This window comes from Microbacterium sp. I2 (assembly GCF_051364985.1).
GTDB lineage: Bacteria > Actinomycetota > Actinomycetes > Actinomycetales > Microbacteriaceae > Microbacterium.
Window position 1 is genome coordinate 609,278 of the sequence record NZ_JBLWIH010000001.1, and the last position, 14,315, is coordinate 623,592.

Sequence of the window (14,315 nt, forward strand, 5' to 3'; positions counted from 1 at the left end):
CGCGCTCTCAGCCGAGAGGGCCGCGCCGTGCGGCCCAGCCCGCGAACAGCGCGTGCAGCAGCGGGATCACCGAGCCCGCCATCAGCACCGTGCCGAGGACCTGCTCGTCGGCTCGCAGCACCGTGCCGCCGATCAGCAGCCCGGCGAAGAGCACTGCCGAGATCACGCGGCGACCCGTCCGTTCCAGGCCGCGGATGCGCTGATCGAGCCGAGGGGTGTCGACGGTGAGCCGACCCTCCTCGATGCGCGTCACGACGTCGTCCAGGCGGCGCGGCAGTCGCACCATGACCCCCGCGATCGAGAGCGCCTCGCGCGCGAACGCCCTGACCGTGTTGCCGCTCTCGTCGCGCAGCAGCTGATCGGCGTACGGCTCGACGGCATCCCACATGTTGAAGGCCGGATCGAGCGAGCTGCACATGCCCGATGTCAACGACACGGTGCGCACGATGAGGAGGAAGTTGTCGGGCAGCTGGAAGGGCATCGCCCGCACCACATCGCCGAACTCGATGGCGAAATCGCGGAACTCGCGAGGATCCACCTTCTGAAGCTCGGCGAATCCCATGCCCCCGAAACGGGCGAAGAGGGCGGTCATGGCACGTTCGAGCTCGACGGTGTCGGCGGAGGGCAGCAGCAGTCCGACCTCGCGGATGCTCTCGACGAGCTGGCGGCCGTTGCGCGCCGCGACCGCGATGATGAGCTGCCGCAGACCCTGGCGCAGCGAGTCGGGCACCTCGCCCATCATCCCGAAGTCGATGAACGTCAGGGTCCACGGCCGGGCCGCGGCATCCGTCCCTGCTGCCCGCGGCGTGACGAAGATGTTCCCGGGATGCGGGTCGGCGTGGAAGAAGCCGTCGACGAAGAGCTGGTCGAACATGACCTTGGCGAACTCGGCCGCCACCTCGGACGGGTCGATGCCCGCGGCCCGCAGCCCGGCGAGGTCGTTGATCTTGATCGCGGTCACATCAGAGAGGGTCAGCACGCGCTTTGTGGTGCGCTCCCACGCGATCTCAGGAACGGTCACGCGTGCGTCGTCCGCGAAGTTCTCGGCGAACCGCTCGGCGTTGCGTGCCTCGTGGAGGTAGTCGATCTCGAGCATGCTGGTGTGGGCGAACTCCTCGATGAGCGCCGGCAGATCGACGTGCTCCCGCACCACCGCGACGCGGCTGAGCCAGCGCGCCACCTTGCGCAGCGCGGCGAGATCGACATCGACGATCTCGTCGATCCCCGGTCGCTGCACCTTCATGACGACGTCGGCGAATCCGGCTTCCGCTGCGTCTGCGGCCGACAACCGGGCGCGGTGGGCTTGACCGAGGGATGCCGCGGCAAGCGGCGTCGGGTCGACCCACTCGTAGGCGACGTCCAGCGGGACGCCGAGCTCGGACTCCGCGAGCCTACGGATGGCGCCGAACTCGACGGGCGGAACCTCGTCCTGCAGGCCCTCGAGCTCTTTCGTGATCTCGGGAGGCAGCACATCCAGCCGCGACGACATGTACTGGCCGACCTTGATCATGAGGCCGCCGAGCGATACCGCGAGCGTATGGAAGCTGCGCGCGACGCCCCGCAACCGGCGGGCTCGGCCCCGCGCCGCGAGTCCCGAGAGTCCGATGCGCGGCAGGAAGAGCTCGAACCACCACGCCTGCGCCATGTACAGCGCCGCGAAGCGCAGGATGCGGCGGTAGCGGGCGCGCGAACTGCCGACGTCGGGCATCGAATCTCCTAGATCCCCAGGGGACCGCGCCGACGTGCCTGGCGCATCCGGTCAGTCCTGAGCGAGGATCGAGTAGAGCTTACGACGGGCTTCGTCCAGCACGTCGACGGCCTGCTGCACCTGCTCGGGGCTGCCGCTGCTCGCCACCTGAGCCGTGGCCTGTGCGAGCTTCGCCCCCGCCTTGGGCAGCGCTGTGGCGCGCGCGGAGTCCCGCGCACCGGCCGCCTCCCACGGAGCGGAGGTCCCTTCGGCTGCGGCAGCTTCGGCACGACCAGCCTCGGTCAGGGAGTAGGTCTTCTTGCCGGCGGACTCCTCGGCGACGATGAGTCCCTCGTCGGCGAGCATCTGAAGTGTCGGATACACCGAGCCGGGGCTCGGCTTCCAGGCGCCCGCGCTGCGCGTCTCGATCTCTTGGATGATCTGGTAGCCGTGCATGGGCTTTTCGGCGAGGATCGCCAGAACCGCCGCCCGGACATCGCCGCGGGCCATGCGCGGCGAGAACTTCTGCTCGAACGTCTCGCGCAGCTGATCCATCGCCTCCCACAGGCCACCGGGCAGCCCGGACCCCTGTCCCCTGTGGCGCGGACCGAACTGATCTCCTGTGAAACCGCTCATGACGACCTCCTTGAACGAGTGCCTGCCGATACCTCGACGATACATAGCGATATATCGTTCGGCAAGGATCTCGGCGAACTGTCAGGTGACGGCATCCTCCACCGGCTGCCGCAGGATGGTCCGCAGCTTCGCGGGATCGGTGCGCCGGATATCACTGAGATAGATCTCATGGTGCTTGCCGGTCATTCGCAACCCGTTGGTCGGGATGAACGCGTCGTGCATCTCGGCGAGCACGGGCCCCTCGTCGTCGAACGGCCCGAGATGGAGAGTCTGCACGCAGCGCCCCTCGTCGAGAGTGCTGAGCCGGACCCGTTCGATCGCCGGCGCCTCCGACGCTGCGGCGACGGCGCGATCGAAGAGCTCGTCGGTGATCCAGTCGGGCACCATATTCAGCGCCGTCCAGTCCCACTGCGATTTGTCGCGATCGGTGGTGAACGACGACATGTCGGCGGACCACCACAGCGCCTCGAGCGGCATCACGACGTAGTCGCGGTCGAGTTCCCGTTTGCTGAGGAACTTGAGCTTGTATGCCACCGGGAAGATCGTCGAGATGGCATCCCCATAGGTCTGCGTGTTCGGGTCGCCGTGACCGTCGATCATGAGGTATCGCAGCGGCGGAACGTCGATGATGTCGAACACGCCGCGGCGGGCGGAGTACGCGGCGAGCTCTTTCTTGAAGTCGGTCTTCATCACCACCGCCCCCTCGTCATTCGCCGGCGAGGTCGTCGTTGAGCTCGGACTCGCTGAGCGCGTCACCGGGCACCGGAGGACGGAACACCTCATTGGCGGGGAACTCTGGCACCTCGACCTCCTCGGGCTCATGCCCAGTGCGCTCGAGAATGTCGACATCGTGATCGAGGTCGATCTCGGCAGCCTCGGTGTCGCGAGATGCAGGCAGATGAACGGGCATGAATGGCTCAGCAGTCGACATGCGCGCATTCTCGCATCCGCCTCGAGCGCATGGGTGAACGCCACGGCGGACCGCCGTCGCAACCGTGTCACGCCGCTCGCGCGCAACGCGGCGCATCCGGCCATGGTGGTGAAGGAGGGGCCCTATCCGGCGCCGCCTGCGTGACGCAGCCTGCGGCTCAGCGGCCCCAGGCCTCGAGCCAGCGCACCCACACCTCGCTGAGCGTCGGGTACGAGGGCACGGCGTGCCACAGCCGATCGATCGGCACTTCGCCGACGATCGCGATGGTCGCGGCGTGCAGCAGCTCGGCGACATCAGGTCCCACGAAGGTGGCACCGATCAGCACTCTGCGCTCCTCGTCGACGATCGCACGCGCCTGGCCGCGGTAGTGATCGGCGTGCGTGCTCGCCCCCGCGACCCAGGACAGGTCGTAATCGAGGACGCGGATGCCGATGCCGGCGGCGCGAGCGGACGCCTCGGTGCGGCCCACCGCTGCCACTTCGGGGTCGGTGAACACCACCTGCGGCACCGCGGAGTGGTCCGCCGTGGCGACATGCGCACCCCACGGAGCATCGTCGACCTCGCGTCCGAGCGCCCGTGCCGCGATGACATCGCCCGCGGCCCGCGCCTGGTACTTGCCCTGGTGCGTCAGCAGTGCCCGATGATTGACGTCGCCGACGGCGTAGAGCCAATCGACGCCACGCACCCGCAGGGTGTCGTCCACCTCGAGCCAGGCTCCGGGCTCGAGCCCGACCGCCTCGACGCCGAGATCCTGGGTGCGGGGCACGCGCCCGGTCGCGACGAGCAGCTCGGCCGCGCGCACCTCGGTTCCGTCCGACAGCGACACCACCACATCACCGGTGGCCGTGCGCTCGACGCGCGCGACCTCGACGCCCGTGCGGACGTCGGCTCCGGCATCCGTCAGCGCCTGCTTCACGGCCTCACCCGCGAACGCCTCGACACCGCCCAGCAGCCCCGAGCGGGCGATCAGGGTCACGTCGGTGCCGAACGACGCGAAGAGTGTCGCCATCTCGCTGCCCACGACGCCGCCCCCCAGGATGGCGAGGGACGCGGGCACGTTGCGCACGCCCGTCGCGTCGCGGCTCGTCCAGGGCTGCGCCTCGCGAAGGCCTGGCACATCAGGAAGAAGCGCGGCGGAGCCGGTGCTCACAGCGACCGCGTGCCGGGCGATCAGTATGGTCTCACCGCCGTCGGCGTCGGTCACCGTGACTTTCCGCTCACCCGAGATCCGGCCGTGGCCACGCACGAGATCGATCCCCGCGGACTGGAGCCACTCGACCTGCGACGCGTCGTTCCACTCATGCACGATCGCATCGCGCCGCTTCAGCGCGGCAGCGATATCGAGCCGACCGGTCACCGCCTGCGCCGCTCCCCCGACATCGCGCGCAGCGCGAAGCGCGGACCCGGCTCGCAGCAGGGCCTTCGACGGCATGCACGCCCAATACGAGCACTCCCCTCCGACGAGCTCGCTCTCGACGATCGCGACCGACAGGCCTCCTTGTACCGCCCTGTCGGCGACGTTCTCACCGACGGGGCCTGCTCCGATGACGACGAGATCGTACTCGCGGGTGCTCATAGGCCAACGGTAGCGGGACGTGCAGACCCCGAGGGCGGTGCTCGCAATCCGTCACGCGGACTGCCACGAACCATCTCAGGGGCGTCACGATGCGTCGATTCCGGCCCGATGTCGGCGACCTGTGGTTTTCTGGAATCCCGCCGAAAGGACAGCATGGCGATCGAATTCCGGGCGGTCTCGAAGCGATTCGGCGACGGAACCCTCGCTGTCGACGACTTCAGCCTCGTCATCCCCGCCCACAAGACGACCGTCTTCGTCGGCTCCTCAGGATGCGGCAAGACAACGCTCCTGCGCATGATCAACCGCCTCGTCGAGCCCACGAGCGGGCACATCACCATCGACGACGAGCCGATCGCCGACCGTGACCCGGTCAAGCTGCGACGGGGCATCGGGTACGTGCTGCAGAACGCGGGCCTGCTGCCCCACTTCTCGGTGATCGACAACATCGCCACCGTCCCGGTCCTCTCGGGCGTGCCCCGCTCCCGGGCGCGGGAGCGAGCTCTCGAATTGATGGATGTCGTCGGCCTCGACCGCGCGCTAGCCCCGCGCTACCCCAGCCAGCTGTCCGGCGGCCAGCAGCAGCGCGTCGGTGTCGCACGCGCACTCGCGGTCGATCCCAACATCCTGCTGATGGACGAGCCGTTCGGCGCCGTCGATCCGATCGTGCGCAAAGAGCTGCAGACCGAGACGCTGCGGCTGCAAGAGGAGCTCGACAAGACGGTGGTGTTCGTCACGCACGACATCGACGAGGCGTTCCTGCTCGGCGACCAGGTGGTGATCCTGGAGAAGGGTGCGCACATCGCGCAGGTCGGCTCACCGAGCGAGATCATCGAGAACCCGGCGAGCGCCTTCGTGGCGGAATTCATCGGCGCCGAGCGCGGCGCGCGCGCCCTGCATCGCAAGCAGACGGCACGCGGCACCGTGCTGGTCGACGCAGCAGGACGCACGCAGGGGGTGCTCGTGGAGGACTCCGCGTGAACTGGGTTCTCGACAACCTCGATCTGATCGGCGCGCTGACGGTGGACCACCTCCGTCAGAGCAGCATCGCGATCGTGCTGGGGTTCATCGTCTCGCTGCCGATCGGCTGGGCGGCCTTCCGCTACACGAAACTGCGGGGAACCGTGCTCGGGATCGTCGGGCTGCTCTTCACGATCCCCTCCTTCGCGCTGCTGCCGGTGGTGGCCACGGTCATCGGGATCCCGCTCCGGGCGGAGCTCACGCTCATCGTCGCGCTCGCGATCTATGCCGTCGCAATCATGACGCGATCCGTCACGGAAGGCCTCGCCTCCGTCGACGAGACCGCACGCGGCGCCGCGATCGCGATCGGCTATGGACCGTGGCGGCGCTTCTGGACGGTCGATTTCCCCCTGGCCGGACCGGTGATCCTCTCGGGGCTGCGCGTCACGGCGGTCTCCACGATCTCGCTCGCCACGGTCGGCGTTCTCGTCGGTGTGCAGAACCTGGGCTACCTCTTCACCAACGGATACCAGCGCCGCATCCTGGCCGAGGTGCTCGCCGGCGTCGTCGCCGTCGTGATCATCGCCCTCGTCATCGACCTGCTGCTCATCATGCTGGGCCGTGCGCTCATGCCGTGGGCACGGCGCACGCGAGTACCGCCGGCGCGACGACCGCGGGCGGTGACTGCATGAACCTGTTCGCCGACGCCCTGGCGTGGATCTTCTCCCCCCAACGGCTGACCGGATCGCTGCCTCTTCCCGAGGCGATCCTGCAGCATCTGGCGTTCACCTTCTTCTCGGTCCTCATCGCAGCCGTGATCGCCGTCCCCGTCGGCTGGCTCATCGGGCACAGCGGTCGCGGTCGCGAGATCGCGGTGTTCCTATCGGGCGCCGCCCGCGCCCTGCCCGCACTGGGGCTGGTCACCCTGCTCGTGATGCTCATCGGGGTGACGCTCAAGACCGAGGCCGCGATGGCTGCCTTCGTGCTGCTCGCGATCCCCTCGATCCTCGCCGGCGCGTATGCCGGAATCGAAGCGATCGACCGTTCCGTCATCGACGCCGGGCGCGCGATGGGAATGACCGAGTGGCAGATCCTCTTCAAGATAGAGGTGCCTCTTGGACTCTCTCTTCTCATCGGCGGTTTCCGTTCGGCCACGCTGCAAGTGGTCGCGACGGTGACTATCGCCGCCTATGTCGGTCTCGGCGGCCTCGGTTTCTACATGATCCAGGGCATCAACACGAGAAACTTCCCCGAGGTTTTGGGCGCCTCCATCATCGTCGTCGTGCTGGCGCTCGTGCTCGATGGGATCTTCGCGCTGCTCGCACGGTTCGCCGTTCCGCGCACCGACGGCCCTCGCCTGCGGAGCCCCGCCCCTGACCTTGCTCCCGCGCTCGTCACCGAGCCGGCCACCTGACCCCCACCACAACACCGGAGGATCCGAAATGCTCACCACACGCACACGACTGTCGCTCGCGCTGAGCGCGACCGCCGTCGCAGCGCTGGCCCTCGCCGGCTGCGCATCGAGTGACCCGCTCGCGGGCGACGCCGGCGGCGAAACCGGCGATTCGTCGACGATCGTCATCGGCTCGCAGGCCTACTACTCCAACGAGATCATCGCCGAGATCTACGCGCAGGCACTCGAGGGGGCCGGCTTCGAGGTCGACCGCCAGTTCAACATCGGTCAGCGGGATGTCTACATGCCCGACATCGAAGATGGCTCGATCGATCTCTTCCCCGAGTACACCGGCAACCTGCTGCAGTACTTCGACAAGGATGCCACCGCGACGACCTCGGAAGACGTGTACGCCGCGCTGCAGGAGGCTCTGCCTGAGGGCCTGGCGGTGCTCGATCAGTCGTCGGCCACCGACCAGGACTCGTATAACGTCACCGCCGAGTTCGCAGAGCAGAACAGCCTGACCTCGATCGGCGACCTCGCCGGTATCGAAGGACTGGTGCTGGGCGGCGCACCCGAGCTCGAAGAGCGCCCCTACGGGCCGACCGGCCTCGAGGAGGTCTACGGCGTGACCGTCGCGTTCGAGGCGACGGCCGACACCACCGTCGACGAGCTCGTCGCCGGAAACATCCAGGTGGCGAACGTCTACAGCGCCGACCCGCGAATCGAGACCGAGGACCTCGTCACGCTCGAGGACCCCGACGGGCTCTTCCTCGCCTCCAACGTGGTGCCGGTCGTGAACGCCGACATCGCCGACGAGATCGCCGATGTCATCAACGCCGTCAGTGCATCGCTCACCCCTGAGGGTCTCGTTGCGCTGAACGTCCAGTCGACCGTCGACGAGCGCTCCGCCGAGGACATCGCGACCGATTGGCTGGCCGAGAACGGCCTGGACTGATCAGCAATCGCTCTCGCGAGGGTGCAGGGACACCCGTCCCTGCACCCTCGCGGTGCAGAGGGCGACGTGTGCACGGCTCGGCATGCTACGCTGTCGATTGCCCTATCGGGTCACCGCGTCGAAAAGCCTCTGCCTCACTGTGGAGAAGCAGACCGCCTGACGCCCGACCGCCGCAGCACAACCGGCTCCCATCCTCTCGACTTCCGCGCACGAGCATCTGAAGCCGGCGCATCTCCCCGAAAGACTTCTTGACCTTCGTCACCAGACTCGCCGCGTCGCACCCTTCCGCACGCGTGCACCCACTGTCCGTTCCGAACACGTTGGAACGGCACCCCTGGTCGCTCACGCGGCCCGAAAAGTAAAAGGAAAGACACGATGGCCACTGGCACCGTGAAATGGTTCAACTCCGAGAAGGGCTACGGCTTCATCGCTCCCGATGACGGCTCGGCCGATCTCTTCGCACACTTCAGCGCGATCACCGGCGAGGGCTTCAAGGAGCTCCGCGAAGACCAGAAGGTCGAATTCGACGCCGAGCGCGGTCCGAAGGGCATGCAGGCAGCCAACATCCGGCCGCTCTGATCCCCTGATCTCTCGTCAGCCCGGGATGGCATCGCCATCCCGGGCTGACGTGCGTCTGGAAGATGTACGGGGCCTGTCGAGTGCCTGGGAGTCGGGACGTATTCCCGTCGCCCCATGTGAGGGCGCGTAGCCTGGCATAAGCGATCGGCAATTGCCTTTGGCTTCCCGAGGCCAACGCGGTCCCCGATCGAAACCAGGTCCCGTCATCTCCTCCACCACCCTCGAGCCCCGGCTCGGTCCCATTCGTCAGACATACGCCGGAACAGCGGAGTTCCCCCCCATCGCCCGCGCCTACACCGACGTCTCGCAGATCGTGCGCGAGACCGGGCTGCTGCGACGCACCCCCTGGTTCTACGGCATGGTGGGCACCGTCATCGCCCTTGCCTTCGCCGGCTGCGTCGCCGGATTCATCCTGCTGGGCGACAGCTGGTTCCAGCTGCTCATCGCCGCGGCCCTCGGCATCCTGTTCACGCAGGTCGCGTTCCTCTCTCACGAGGCCGCGCACCGGCAGATCCTGTCCTCAGGACCGGCCAACGACCGCCTCGCCCGCATCCTCGGCAACGGCATCGTCGGCATGAGCTACTCGTGGTGGGCCACGAAGCACACGCGGCACCACGCGAACCCCAACCGGGTCGACAAGGACCCCGACATCGAGATCGACACCATCTCATTCCTCGAGACGGATGCCGCGAGCGCCCGCGGGCTGCGCAGGTTCATCACGCAACGACAGGGCTGGCTCTTCTTCCCCCTCCTCATGCTCGAGGGACTGAACCTCCACTTCATCGCGTTCCGCCATCTGTTCGGCCGCGAGCCCGTGAAGGGTCGCTGGATCGAGCTCGGCATGCTGGCCGTGCGCTTCGGCGTCATCTGGACGCCCGTCTTCCTCTTCCTCCCGCTCGGGATGGCATTCGCCTTCCTCGGCGTCCAGCTGGCCGTCTTCGGCGTGTACATGGGAGCGTCCTTCGCTCCCAACCACAAGGGCATGCCGATCATCGCCAAGGACGCCAAGCTCGACTTCTTCAGCAAGCAGGTGCGCACCTCACGCAACGTCTCGGGCGGCTGGTGGGCCACGTGGATGATGGGCGGGCTCAACTACCAGATCGAGCATCACCTGTTCCCGAACATGCCGCGCCCGCATCTGGCCCGCGCACGTGAGATCGTGCGTGATCACTGCGAGACCCTCGAGGTACCCTACGTCGAGACCACCATGTGGAAGTCCTACGGCATCGTGATCGACTACCTCAACCGCGTCGGTCTCGCCGCCCGCGATCCGTTCGACTGCCCGATGGCAGCGACCTACCGCCGCGCCTGACCCCGGCCGGTCTTGCGGCCTGGAAGCAGCAGCCCGGCGATGACGCGCAGGTCGTCTTCGTCCTCGTCGTCCTCGCGCAGATCGGTCAGCAGCGCCCGCACGAGTCCCGCATAGTCGGGGAATCTGTGGCTCGGCCACGCGTCCTCTGCCGACCACATGAGGAACGTGCCGTCCTGGTCGGCGAAAGCGCTGTCGATGCCGCACGACCACAGCGGCACGAGCCCCGGCGACCGCTCGACGAGCGACCACGCAGCGGGATGCACGGACTGTGCTCGATACCGCAAGGCAGGGTGCACCGCCGTGCCTCCCTCGGTCGCGATCGTGGCGATCACGGGAGGCAGCTCCAGTTCGCGGATGGTCGCGGCGAGGGGCTCGTCGATGGCGGACATGCCGACACCCTACGTACCGCGCTGACCCGGGCCGAGCGCAACGGGCGCCGCGACCTGAAACGTCATCGGATGTTCCGGGCCGCGACATCCGTTATCCCGAAGACCCCTCCGCGGTCAAGGGGGTGGGGTCGGACTGCGCCGCCGGAGATGCTGGAGCTCACCGCACGAAGCCCATCCGACGCCCGGCGTCCGGGCGAGAGGAGAGAGCCATGACTCAGATCATCGAGAGCATCGACGTCGACGTTCCCGTGACGATGGCGTACAACCAGTGGACTCAGTTCGAGAGCTTCCCGAACTTCCTCGATGAGGTCGAGTCGATCACGCAGATCGACGACACTCACCTTCGGTGGAAGGTGCGGGTCGGCATGTTCACGCGCGAGTTCGATGCCGAGATCACCGAGCAGCACCCCGACGAGCGCGTCGCGTGGCGCAGCATCGGGGGCGACACCGCTCACGCCGGGGTCGTGACGTTCCACAAGCTCTCCGACACCAGTTCGCGCGTCACGGTTCAGATCGACTGGACGCCCTCCGACGCCCTCGAGCACCTCGGATCCCTCGTCGGCGCCGGCAGCCACGCCGTCAAGAAGGACCTGCGCAACTTCAAGGAGTTCATCGAGAACACCGACCGCGAGACCGGTGCGTGGCGCGGCGACGTCGAGCGCTGATCGCGACCCGCGCAGCTTGAGATTGAGCGGATGCCCCGGACCGGGGCATCCGCTCAATCTCTGTCAGCCGTCGGCGCGACCCTTTCGCGCCAGCTCGAGGAAGACATCGAACGACGCGTTGCGTACACGGTCGAGCGACTGATCGGCTCCACGCACCAGATCCACCAGACCGAACTCGCGGAACCACGCGTCCGGCGACTGGCTGTCGAAGCGATACAGCCAGTCCACGAGCGTGAAGAACGGGAACCACGTGAAGGCCACGATCTCGTGCCCTTCGGAACGCAGCGCCGTGAGCTCGGCAGCCGACTGCTGCAGCCACTCGATCTTCTCTTCCGGTGTGCCCACGAGCGACGACTCGGTGATTGCGATCGGCAGCTGATAGCGAGCGGAGTACGCCTCGACCAGCTCGCGTAGGCCCCCGGCATCCGCACGGACAGGGTCCACGACACCGTCGCGGATCTTCGCCTTCGAGAACCTCGGGTAGTAGTTGACTCCGACCACGTCGGGCGTCAAGGCGTTGTCGCGGAACCACTGCAGCTCCGCGTCGGTGACGCCGTGCGAGGTGAGCCATCCCGTGATCGGGGACTCGGCGGCCACGCGGCCCATGATCAGATCGAGCGCCACGAACCGCCGCTCCTCGAGCAGCTCGCGCGGAAGCGGCGACGTTTCACCCTCGAAGAGGAAGCCGGCGTCCACGTGGACAAAGGTCGGATCGGGATGGACCGCGGCGGTCTCCTGCTGTGTGCGCACCATGCCCCGCGCGAGCTGCATGATGATCTTGACGAAACCGTCCTGCCCCTCCAGGTACGGCGGCCAGGCCGCGTTCTGACCGCACCATTCGGCGTTGACGACCGGTTCATTGAGCGGCGTGAAGTCCGCCCAGACCGCCTGATAGCGTTCCGCGACGGCGCGTGCGTACGACGCCACGCGCTCGGGGTACTCGGCGTTCAGGAAGGAGTTCTCGAGCCACAGTGGCGTCCCATAGTGCATGAGATCGACGATGCAGCGCAGCCCCAGCTGGTGCATGCGTTCAGCGACCCGATCGATCCACGACCAGTCGAACTGTCCGGGCGCGGGTTCGACGAGGTACCACGGGATGCCCCAGCGCAGGAACTCGGCACCGCTCGCGGCGACGAGATCCAGGTCCTCCTCCCAGCGGGAGTAGTGCTGCGTCAGCTCGTACTCGTCGAGCTTGCGGTGCCCGACCCGCTCGTGCGGGATGAATGTGTCTTCGATACCGACGCCGTAGTGCAATCGGTCGTCACCGTACCAGCGGCTGCTGCTCATCACGCGTCCTCGTCTCCGTTCTGTTTGGATACGCCCCGTTCCCGGGCGTAGGGAGTCATTTCAGCCCTGTCGTCGCGATGCCCGCGACGAAGCTGCGCTGGATCAGCAGGAAGAACAGGATCACCGGCACCAACGCGAGGAGCGAACCGGCCATCAACAGGCCGTACTCGACGACATGCTGCCCCATGAACAGGGCGAGTCCAGCCGGCAGCGTCGAGGTCTCGACCTCCGACGACATCACGAGCGGCCACAGCAGGTCGTTCCAGTTGTACTGGAAGTGGAAGAGCCCGAGCGTCAGCAGGGCAGGGCGCGCGAGGGGCATGATGATGCCCCAATAGATGCGCCATTCGGATGCCCCGTCGACGCGGGCAGCCTCTTCCAGATCCTTCGGCAGCGAAAGGAAGAACTGCGTCAGGAAGAAGATGCCGAAGGCGTTCGTCATCCTGGGCACGATGAGTCCCGGGAGCGTGTTCGTCAGCCCCATCCCGTTCAGCATGTCGTAGAGCGGGATCAGCGTGACCTGGAACGGCAGCATGAGCAGGAGCAGGATTCCGACGAAGACGATCCCGCGCCCCTTGAACGGGATGCGGGCCAGGGCATAGGCCGCCATCGAATCGAAGAGGAGCGAGATGACGGTCACGCCGCCCGCGAAGATGATGGTGTTCACGTAGAGACGCGCGAACGGGATTCGATTCCACACGTCGATGAAGTGCTCGATGGTGAGTTCGCGCGGCCACAGCGTCGGCGGATAGGTGACGATGTCAGCCTCGGGCTTGAACGCCGTGAACAGCATCCAGATGATCGGCAGAAGCATCATCAGCCCGACGAGGATCGCCGTCACGGCGAGAAGCCAGGTCGCAGCGCGGTGGGCGGAGGCCCGCGGCGGCCGCTTCGCCGAACGGCCGTTGCCTGCCGGCACCTCGACGTTGCTGGTTCCGGGGAGAGTCGTCACGGCCATCAGTAGGTCACCTGCTTCCGCCGGAGGTAGCCGAATTGGATCATCGAGAGGATGAACACGAAGACGAGCAGCACGAACGATATGGCCGAGGCGTAACCGAAGCGCAGCTCCTGGAAGCCCTCTCGGTAGATGAGCATCACGAGCGTCTCCGTGCGGAAGAACGGTCCTCCGTGCGTCATCACGTAGATCTGGTCGAACGCCTGGAGTGTCGCGATGAGCGCCAGCACGGTGACCAGGAGCGTCTGGTTCGACAGGAGCGGAAGTGTGATGCTGCGGAAGCGCTGCCAGGCACCGGCTCCGTCGAGGCGCGCCGCCTCGTACATGTCGACAGGGATCGATTGCAGCCCCGCCAGGTAGATCACCATGTAAAAGCCGACGTTCTTCCACACGCCGACGACCATGACCGCTGCCATGGCGTAGCGGGGGTCGCTCAGCCATCCCTGCTCGGGAACGATCCCGACGAAGCTCAGCCAATACGACAGCAGACCGATGTTCGGGTCGAGCAGGAATGCCCACGCGATCGCGATGATCCCGAGCGACACGATGAACGGCAGGAAGATCGCCGTCCGCGCGAACGCCCGACCCACGAAGGCCTGATTGAGCATCACGGCGAACAGCAGCGCGAGGATCACCGTCGCCGGGGTCACGACCGCGGCGTACAGCACCGTGTTGCTGAACGCATTCCAGAATGATGGGTCCTGAAACAGCTCGATGTAGTTCTCGAGGCCGATGAACTCGGCTGCCCGGATGAGGTTGTAGTCGGTGAGCGACAGGTACACGGCCTGGATCATCGGGTAGAGCGTGAAGGCGACGAGGATGATCAGCGCCGGTGTCAGGAAGAGCCACGCAGTCAGTGCACGGCGCCCGTTCGCTCGCAGACCGCGCGATCGGCGTGGTTCGACCCCCGGCAATGCGGCGGCCGCGACGGTATCGGTAGTCATCGGGACCCTTTCGCGGGTCGACGGGCGGGCGACCGGGTCACCCGCC

At 67.0% G+C, this 14,315-nt stretch carries 16 protein-coding genes; 8 read left to right on the forward strand and 8 right to left on the reverse strand.

Annotated features, from left to right (window positions below; translation table 11 throughout):
- Nucleotides 1–7: 7 nt before the first annotated feature.
- The 3 genes from ACLKM7_RS02855 to ACLKM7_RS02865 form a co-directional block, all read right to left on the reverse strand.
- Complete coding sequence (locus tag ACLKM7_RS02855; RefSeq protein WP_436445510.1) at nt 8–1,708, reverse strand: ABC1 kinase family protein; 1,701 nt, start codon at nt 1,706–1,708, stop codon at nt 8–10.
- Nucleotides 1,709–1,759: 51 nt separating this feature from the next.
- Complete coding sequence (locus ACLKM7_RS02860) at nt 1,760–2,323, reverse strand: PadR family transcriptional regulator (RefSeq protein WP_168911311.1); 564 nt, start codon at nt 2,321–2,323, stop codon at nt 1,760–1,762.
- Between the two features lie 81 nt (nt 2,324–2,404).
- Complete coding sequence (locus ACLKM7_RS02865; RefSeq protein WP_436445768.1) at nt 2,405–3,013, reverse strand: GyrI-like domain-containing protein; 609 nt, start codon at nt 3,011–3,013, stop codon at nt 2,405–2,407.
- A 130-nt stretch (nt 3,014–3,143) separates the two neighbouring features.
- On the opposite strand from ACLKM7_RS02865, the gene ACLKM7_RS02870 reads away from it, so the two are divergent.
- A complete protein-coding gene (locus tag ACLKM7_RS02870; RefSeq protein WP_436445511.1) occupies nt 3,144–3,398 on the forward strand; it encodes a hypothetical protein in 255 nt (84 codons plus the stop codon).
- A 13-nt stretch (nt 3,399–3,411) separates the two neighbouring features.
- On the opposite strand, the gene ACLKM7_RS02875 is transcribed toward ACLKM7_RS02870, so the two are convergent.
- Complete coding sequence (locus tag ACLKM7_RS02875; protein WP_436445512.1) at nt 3,412–4,830, reverse strand: dihydrolipoyl dehydrogenase family protein; 1,419 nt, start codon at nt 4,828–4,830, stop codon at nt 3,412–3,414.
- Nucleotides 4,831–4,983: 153 nt separating this feature from the next.
- On the opposite strand from ACLKM7_RS02875, the gene ACLKM7_RS02880 reads away from it, so the two are divergent.
- From ACLKM7_RS02880 to ACLKM7_RS02905, 6 genes are all read left to right on the forward strand, one after another.
- The gene (locus tag ACLKM7_RS02880; protein ID WP_436445514.1) at nt 4,984–5,808 is read left to right on the forward strand and encodes an ABC transporter ATP-binding protein; all 825 of its coding nucleotides are present in this window, start codon (nt 4,984–4,986) and stop codon (nt 5,806–5,808) included.
- The gene (locus tag ACLKM7_RS02885) at nt 5,805–6,479 is read left to right on the forward strand and encodes an ABC transporter permease (protein ID WP_436445516.1); all 675 of its coding nucleotides are present in this window, start codon (nt 5,805–5,807) and stop codon (nt 6,477–6,479) included. The genes ACLKM7_RS02880 and ACLKM7_RS02885 overlap by 4 nt, the downstream gene beginning before the upstream one ends.
- The gene (locus tag ACLKM7_RS02890; protein WP_436445517.1) at nt 6,476–7,201 is read left to right on the forward strand and encodes an ABC transporter permease; all 726 of its coding nucleotides are present in this window, start codon (nt 6,476–6,478) and stop codon (nt 7,199–7,201) included. The genes ACLKM7_RS02885 and ACLKM7_RS02890 overlap by 4 nt, the downstream gene beginning before the upstream one ends.
- Nucleotides 7,202–7,229: 28 nt before the next feature.
- Nucleotides 7,230–8,138 (forward strand): ABC transporter substrate-binding protein, encoded by a 909-nt coding sequence (locus tag ACLKM7_RS02895; protein ID WP_436445518.1) that lies wholly within the window; start codon nt 7,230–7,232, stop codon nt 8,136–8,138.
- Nucleotides 8,139–8,513: 375 nt separating this feature from the next.
- Nucleotides 8,514–8,717: a cold-shock protein gene (locus tag ACLKM7_RS02900; RefSeq protein ID WP_026059428.1), complete on the forward strand. Its 204-nt coding sequence runs from the start codon at nt 8,514–8,516 to the stop codon at nt 8,715–8,717.
- Nucleotides 8,718–8,958: 241 nt separating this feature from the next.
- A complete protein-coding gene (locus ACLKM7_RS02905; protein ID WP_436445770.1) occupies nt 8,959–10,029 on the forward strand; it encodes a fatty acid desaturase family protein in 1,071 nt (356 codons plus the stop codon).
- Here the strand turns inward: ACLKM7_RS02905 and ACLKM7_RS02910 are convergent.
- Nucleotides 10,014–10,418, reverse strand: a complete 405-nt coding sequence (locus tag ACLKM7_RS02910; protein ID WP_436445519.1) for a hypothetical protein — start codon at nt 10,416–10,418, stop codon at nt 10,014–10,016. The genes ACLKM7_RS02905 and ACLKM7_RS02910 overlap by 16 nt on opposite strands.
- A 209-nt stretch (nt 10,419–10,627) precedes the next feature.
- Between ACLKM7_RS02910 and ACLKM7_RS02915 the strand changes: the two genes are divergently transcribed.
- Nucleotides 10,628–11,083, forward strand: coding sequence for an SRPBCC family protein (locus tag ACLKM7_RS02915; protein ID WP_436445521.1), 456 nt, complete (start codon nt 10,628–10,630; stop codon nt 11,081–11,083).
- A 63-nt stretch (nt 11,084–11,146) separates the two neighbouring features.
- Here the strand turns inward: ACLKM7_RS02915 and ACLKM7_RS02920 are convergent, their stop codons facing one another.
- Genes ACLKM7_RS02920 through ACLKM7_RS02930 form a run of 3 tightly spaced genes read right to left on the reverse strand, consistent with a single transcriptional unit; the run spans nt 11,147 to nt 14,269 of the window.
- A complete protein-coding gene (locus tag ACLKM7_RS02920) occupies nt 11,147–12,370 on the reverse strand; it encodes a family 1 glycosylhydrolase (RefSeq protein WP_436445522.1) in 1,224 nt (407 codons plus the stop codon).
- Nucleotides 12,371–12,425: 55 nt separating this feature from the next.
- Nucleotides 12,426–13,328, reverse strand: a complete 903-nt coding sequence (locus tag ACLKM7_RS02925) for a carbohydrate ABC transporter permease (RefSeq protein ID WP_436445524.1) — start codon at nt 13,326–13,328, stop codon at nt 12,426–12,428.
- Nucleotides 13,328–14,269 (reverse strand): carbohydrate ABC transporter permease, encoded by a 942-nt coding sequence (locus ACLKM7_RS02930; RefSeq protein WP_436445526.1) that lies wholly within the window; start codon nt 14,267–14,269, stop codon nt 13,328–13,330. The genes ACLKM7_RS02925 and ACLKM7_RS02930 overlap by 1 nt, the downstream gene beginning before the upstream one ends.
- Nucleotides 14,270–14,315: the final 46 nt, after the last annotated feature.

Bases quoted from the DNA above. Each gene is read 5' to 3' on its own strand.
- ACLKM7_RS02855 (WP_436445510.1), bottom strand. From the start codon at position 1,708: ATGCCCGACGTCGGCAGTTCGCGCGCCCGCTACCGCCGCATCCTGCGC.
- ACLKM7_RS02860 (WP_168911311.1), bottom strand. From the start codon at position 2,323: ATGAGCGGTTTCACAGGAGATCAGTTCGGTCCGCGCCACAGGGGACAG.
- ACLKM7_RS02865 (WP_436445768.1), bottom strand. From the start codon at position 3,013: ATGAAGACCGACTTCAAGAAAGAGCTCGCCGCGTACTCCGCCCGCCGC.
- ACLKM7_RS02870 (WP_436445511.1), top strand. From the start codon at position 3,144: ATGCCCAGTGCGCTCGAGAATGTCGACATCGTGATCGAGGTCGATCTC.
- ACLKM7_RS02875 (WP_436445512.1), bottom strand. From the start codon at position 4,830: ATGAGCACCCGCGAGTACGATCTCGTCGTCATCGGAGCAGGCCCCGTC.
- ACLKM7_RS02880 (WP_436445514.1), top strand. From the start codon at position 4,984: ATGGCGATCGAATTCCGGGCGGTCTCGAAGCGATTCGGCGACGGAACC.
- ACLKM7_RS02890 (WP_436445517.1), top strand. From the start codon at position 6,476: ATGAACCTGTTCGCCGACGCCCTGGCGTGGATCTTCTCCCCCCAACGG.
- ACLKM7_RS02895 (WP_436445518.1), top strand. From the start codon at position 7,230: ATGCTCACCACACGCACACGACTGTCGCTCGCGCTGAGCGCGACCGCC.
- ACLKM7_RS02900 (WP_026059428.1), top strand. From the start codon at position 8,514: ATGGCCACTGGCACCGTGAAATGGTTCAACTCCGAGAAGGGCTACGGC.
- ACLKM7_RS02910 (WP_436445519.1), bottom strand. From the start codon at position 10,418: ATGTCCGCCATCGACGAGCCCCTCGCCGCGACCATCCGCGAACTGGAG.
- ACLKM7_RS02915 (WP_436445521.1), top strand. From the start codon at position 10,628: ATGACTCAGATCATCGAGAGCATCGACGTCGACGTTCCCGTGACGATG.
- ACLKM7_RS02920 (WP_436445522.1), bottom strand. From the start codon at position 12,370: ATGAGCAGCAGCCGCTGGTACGGTGACGACCGATTGCACTACGGCGTC.
- ACLKM7_RS02925 (WP_436445524.1), bottom strand. From the start codon at position 13,328: ATGGCCGTGACGACTCTCCCCGGAACCAGCAACGTCGAGGTGCCGGCA.
- ACLKM7_RS02930 (WP_436445526.1), bottom strand. From the start codon at position 14,269: ATGACTACCGATACCGTCGCGGCCGCCGCATTGCCGGGGGTCGAACCA.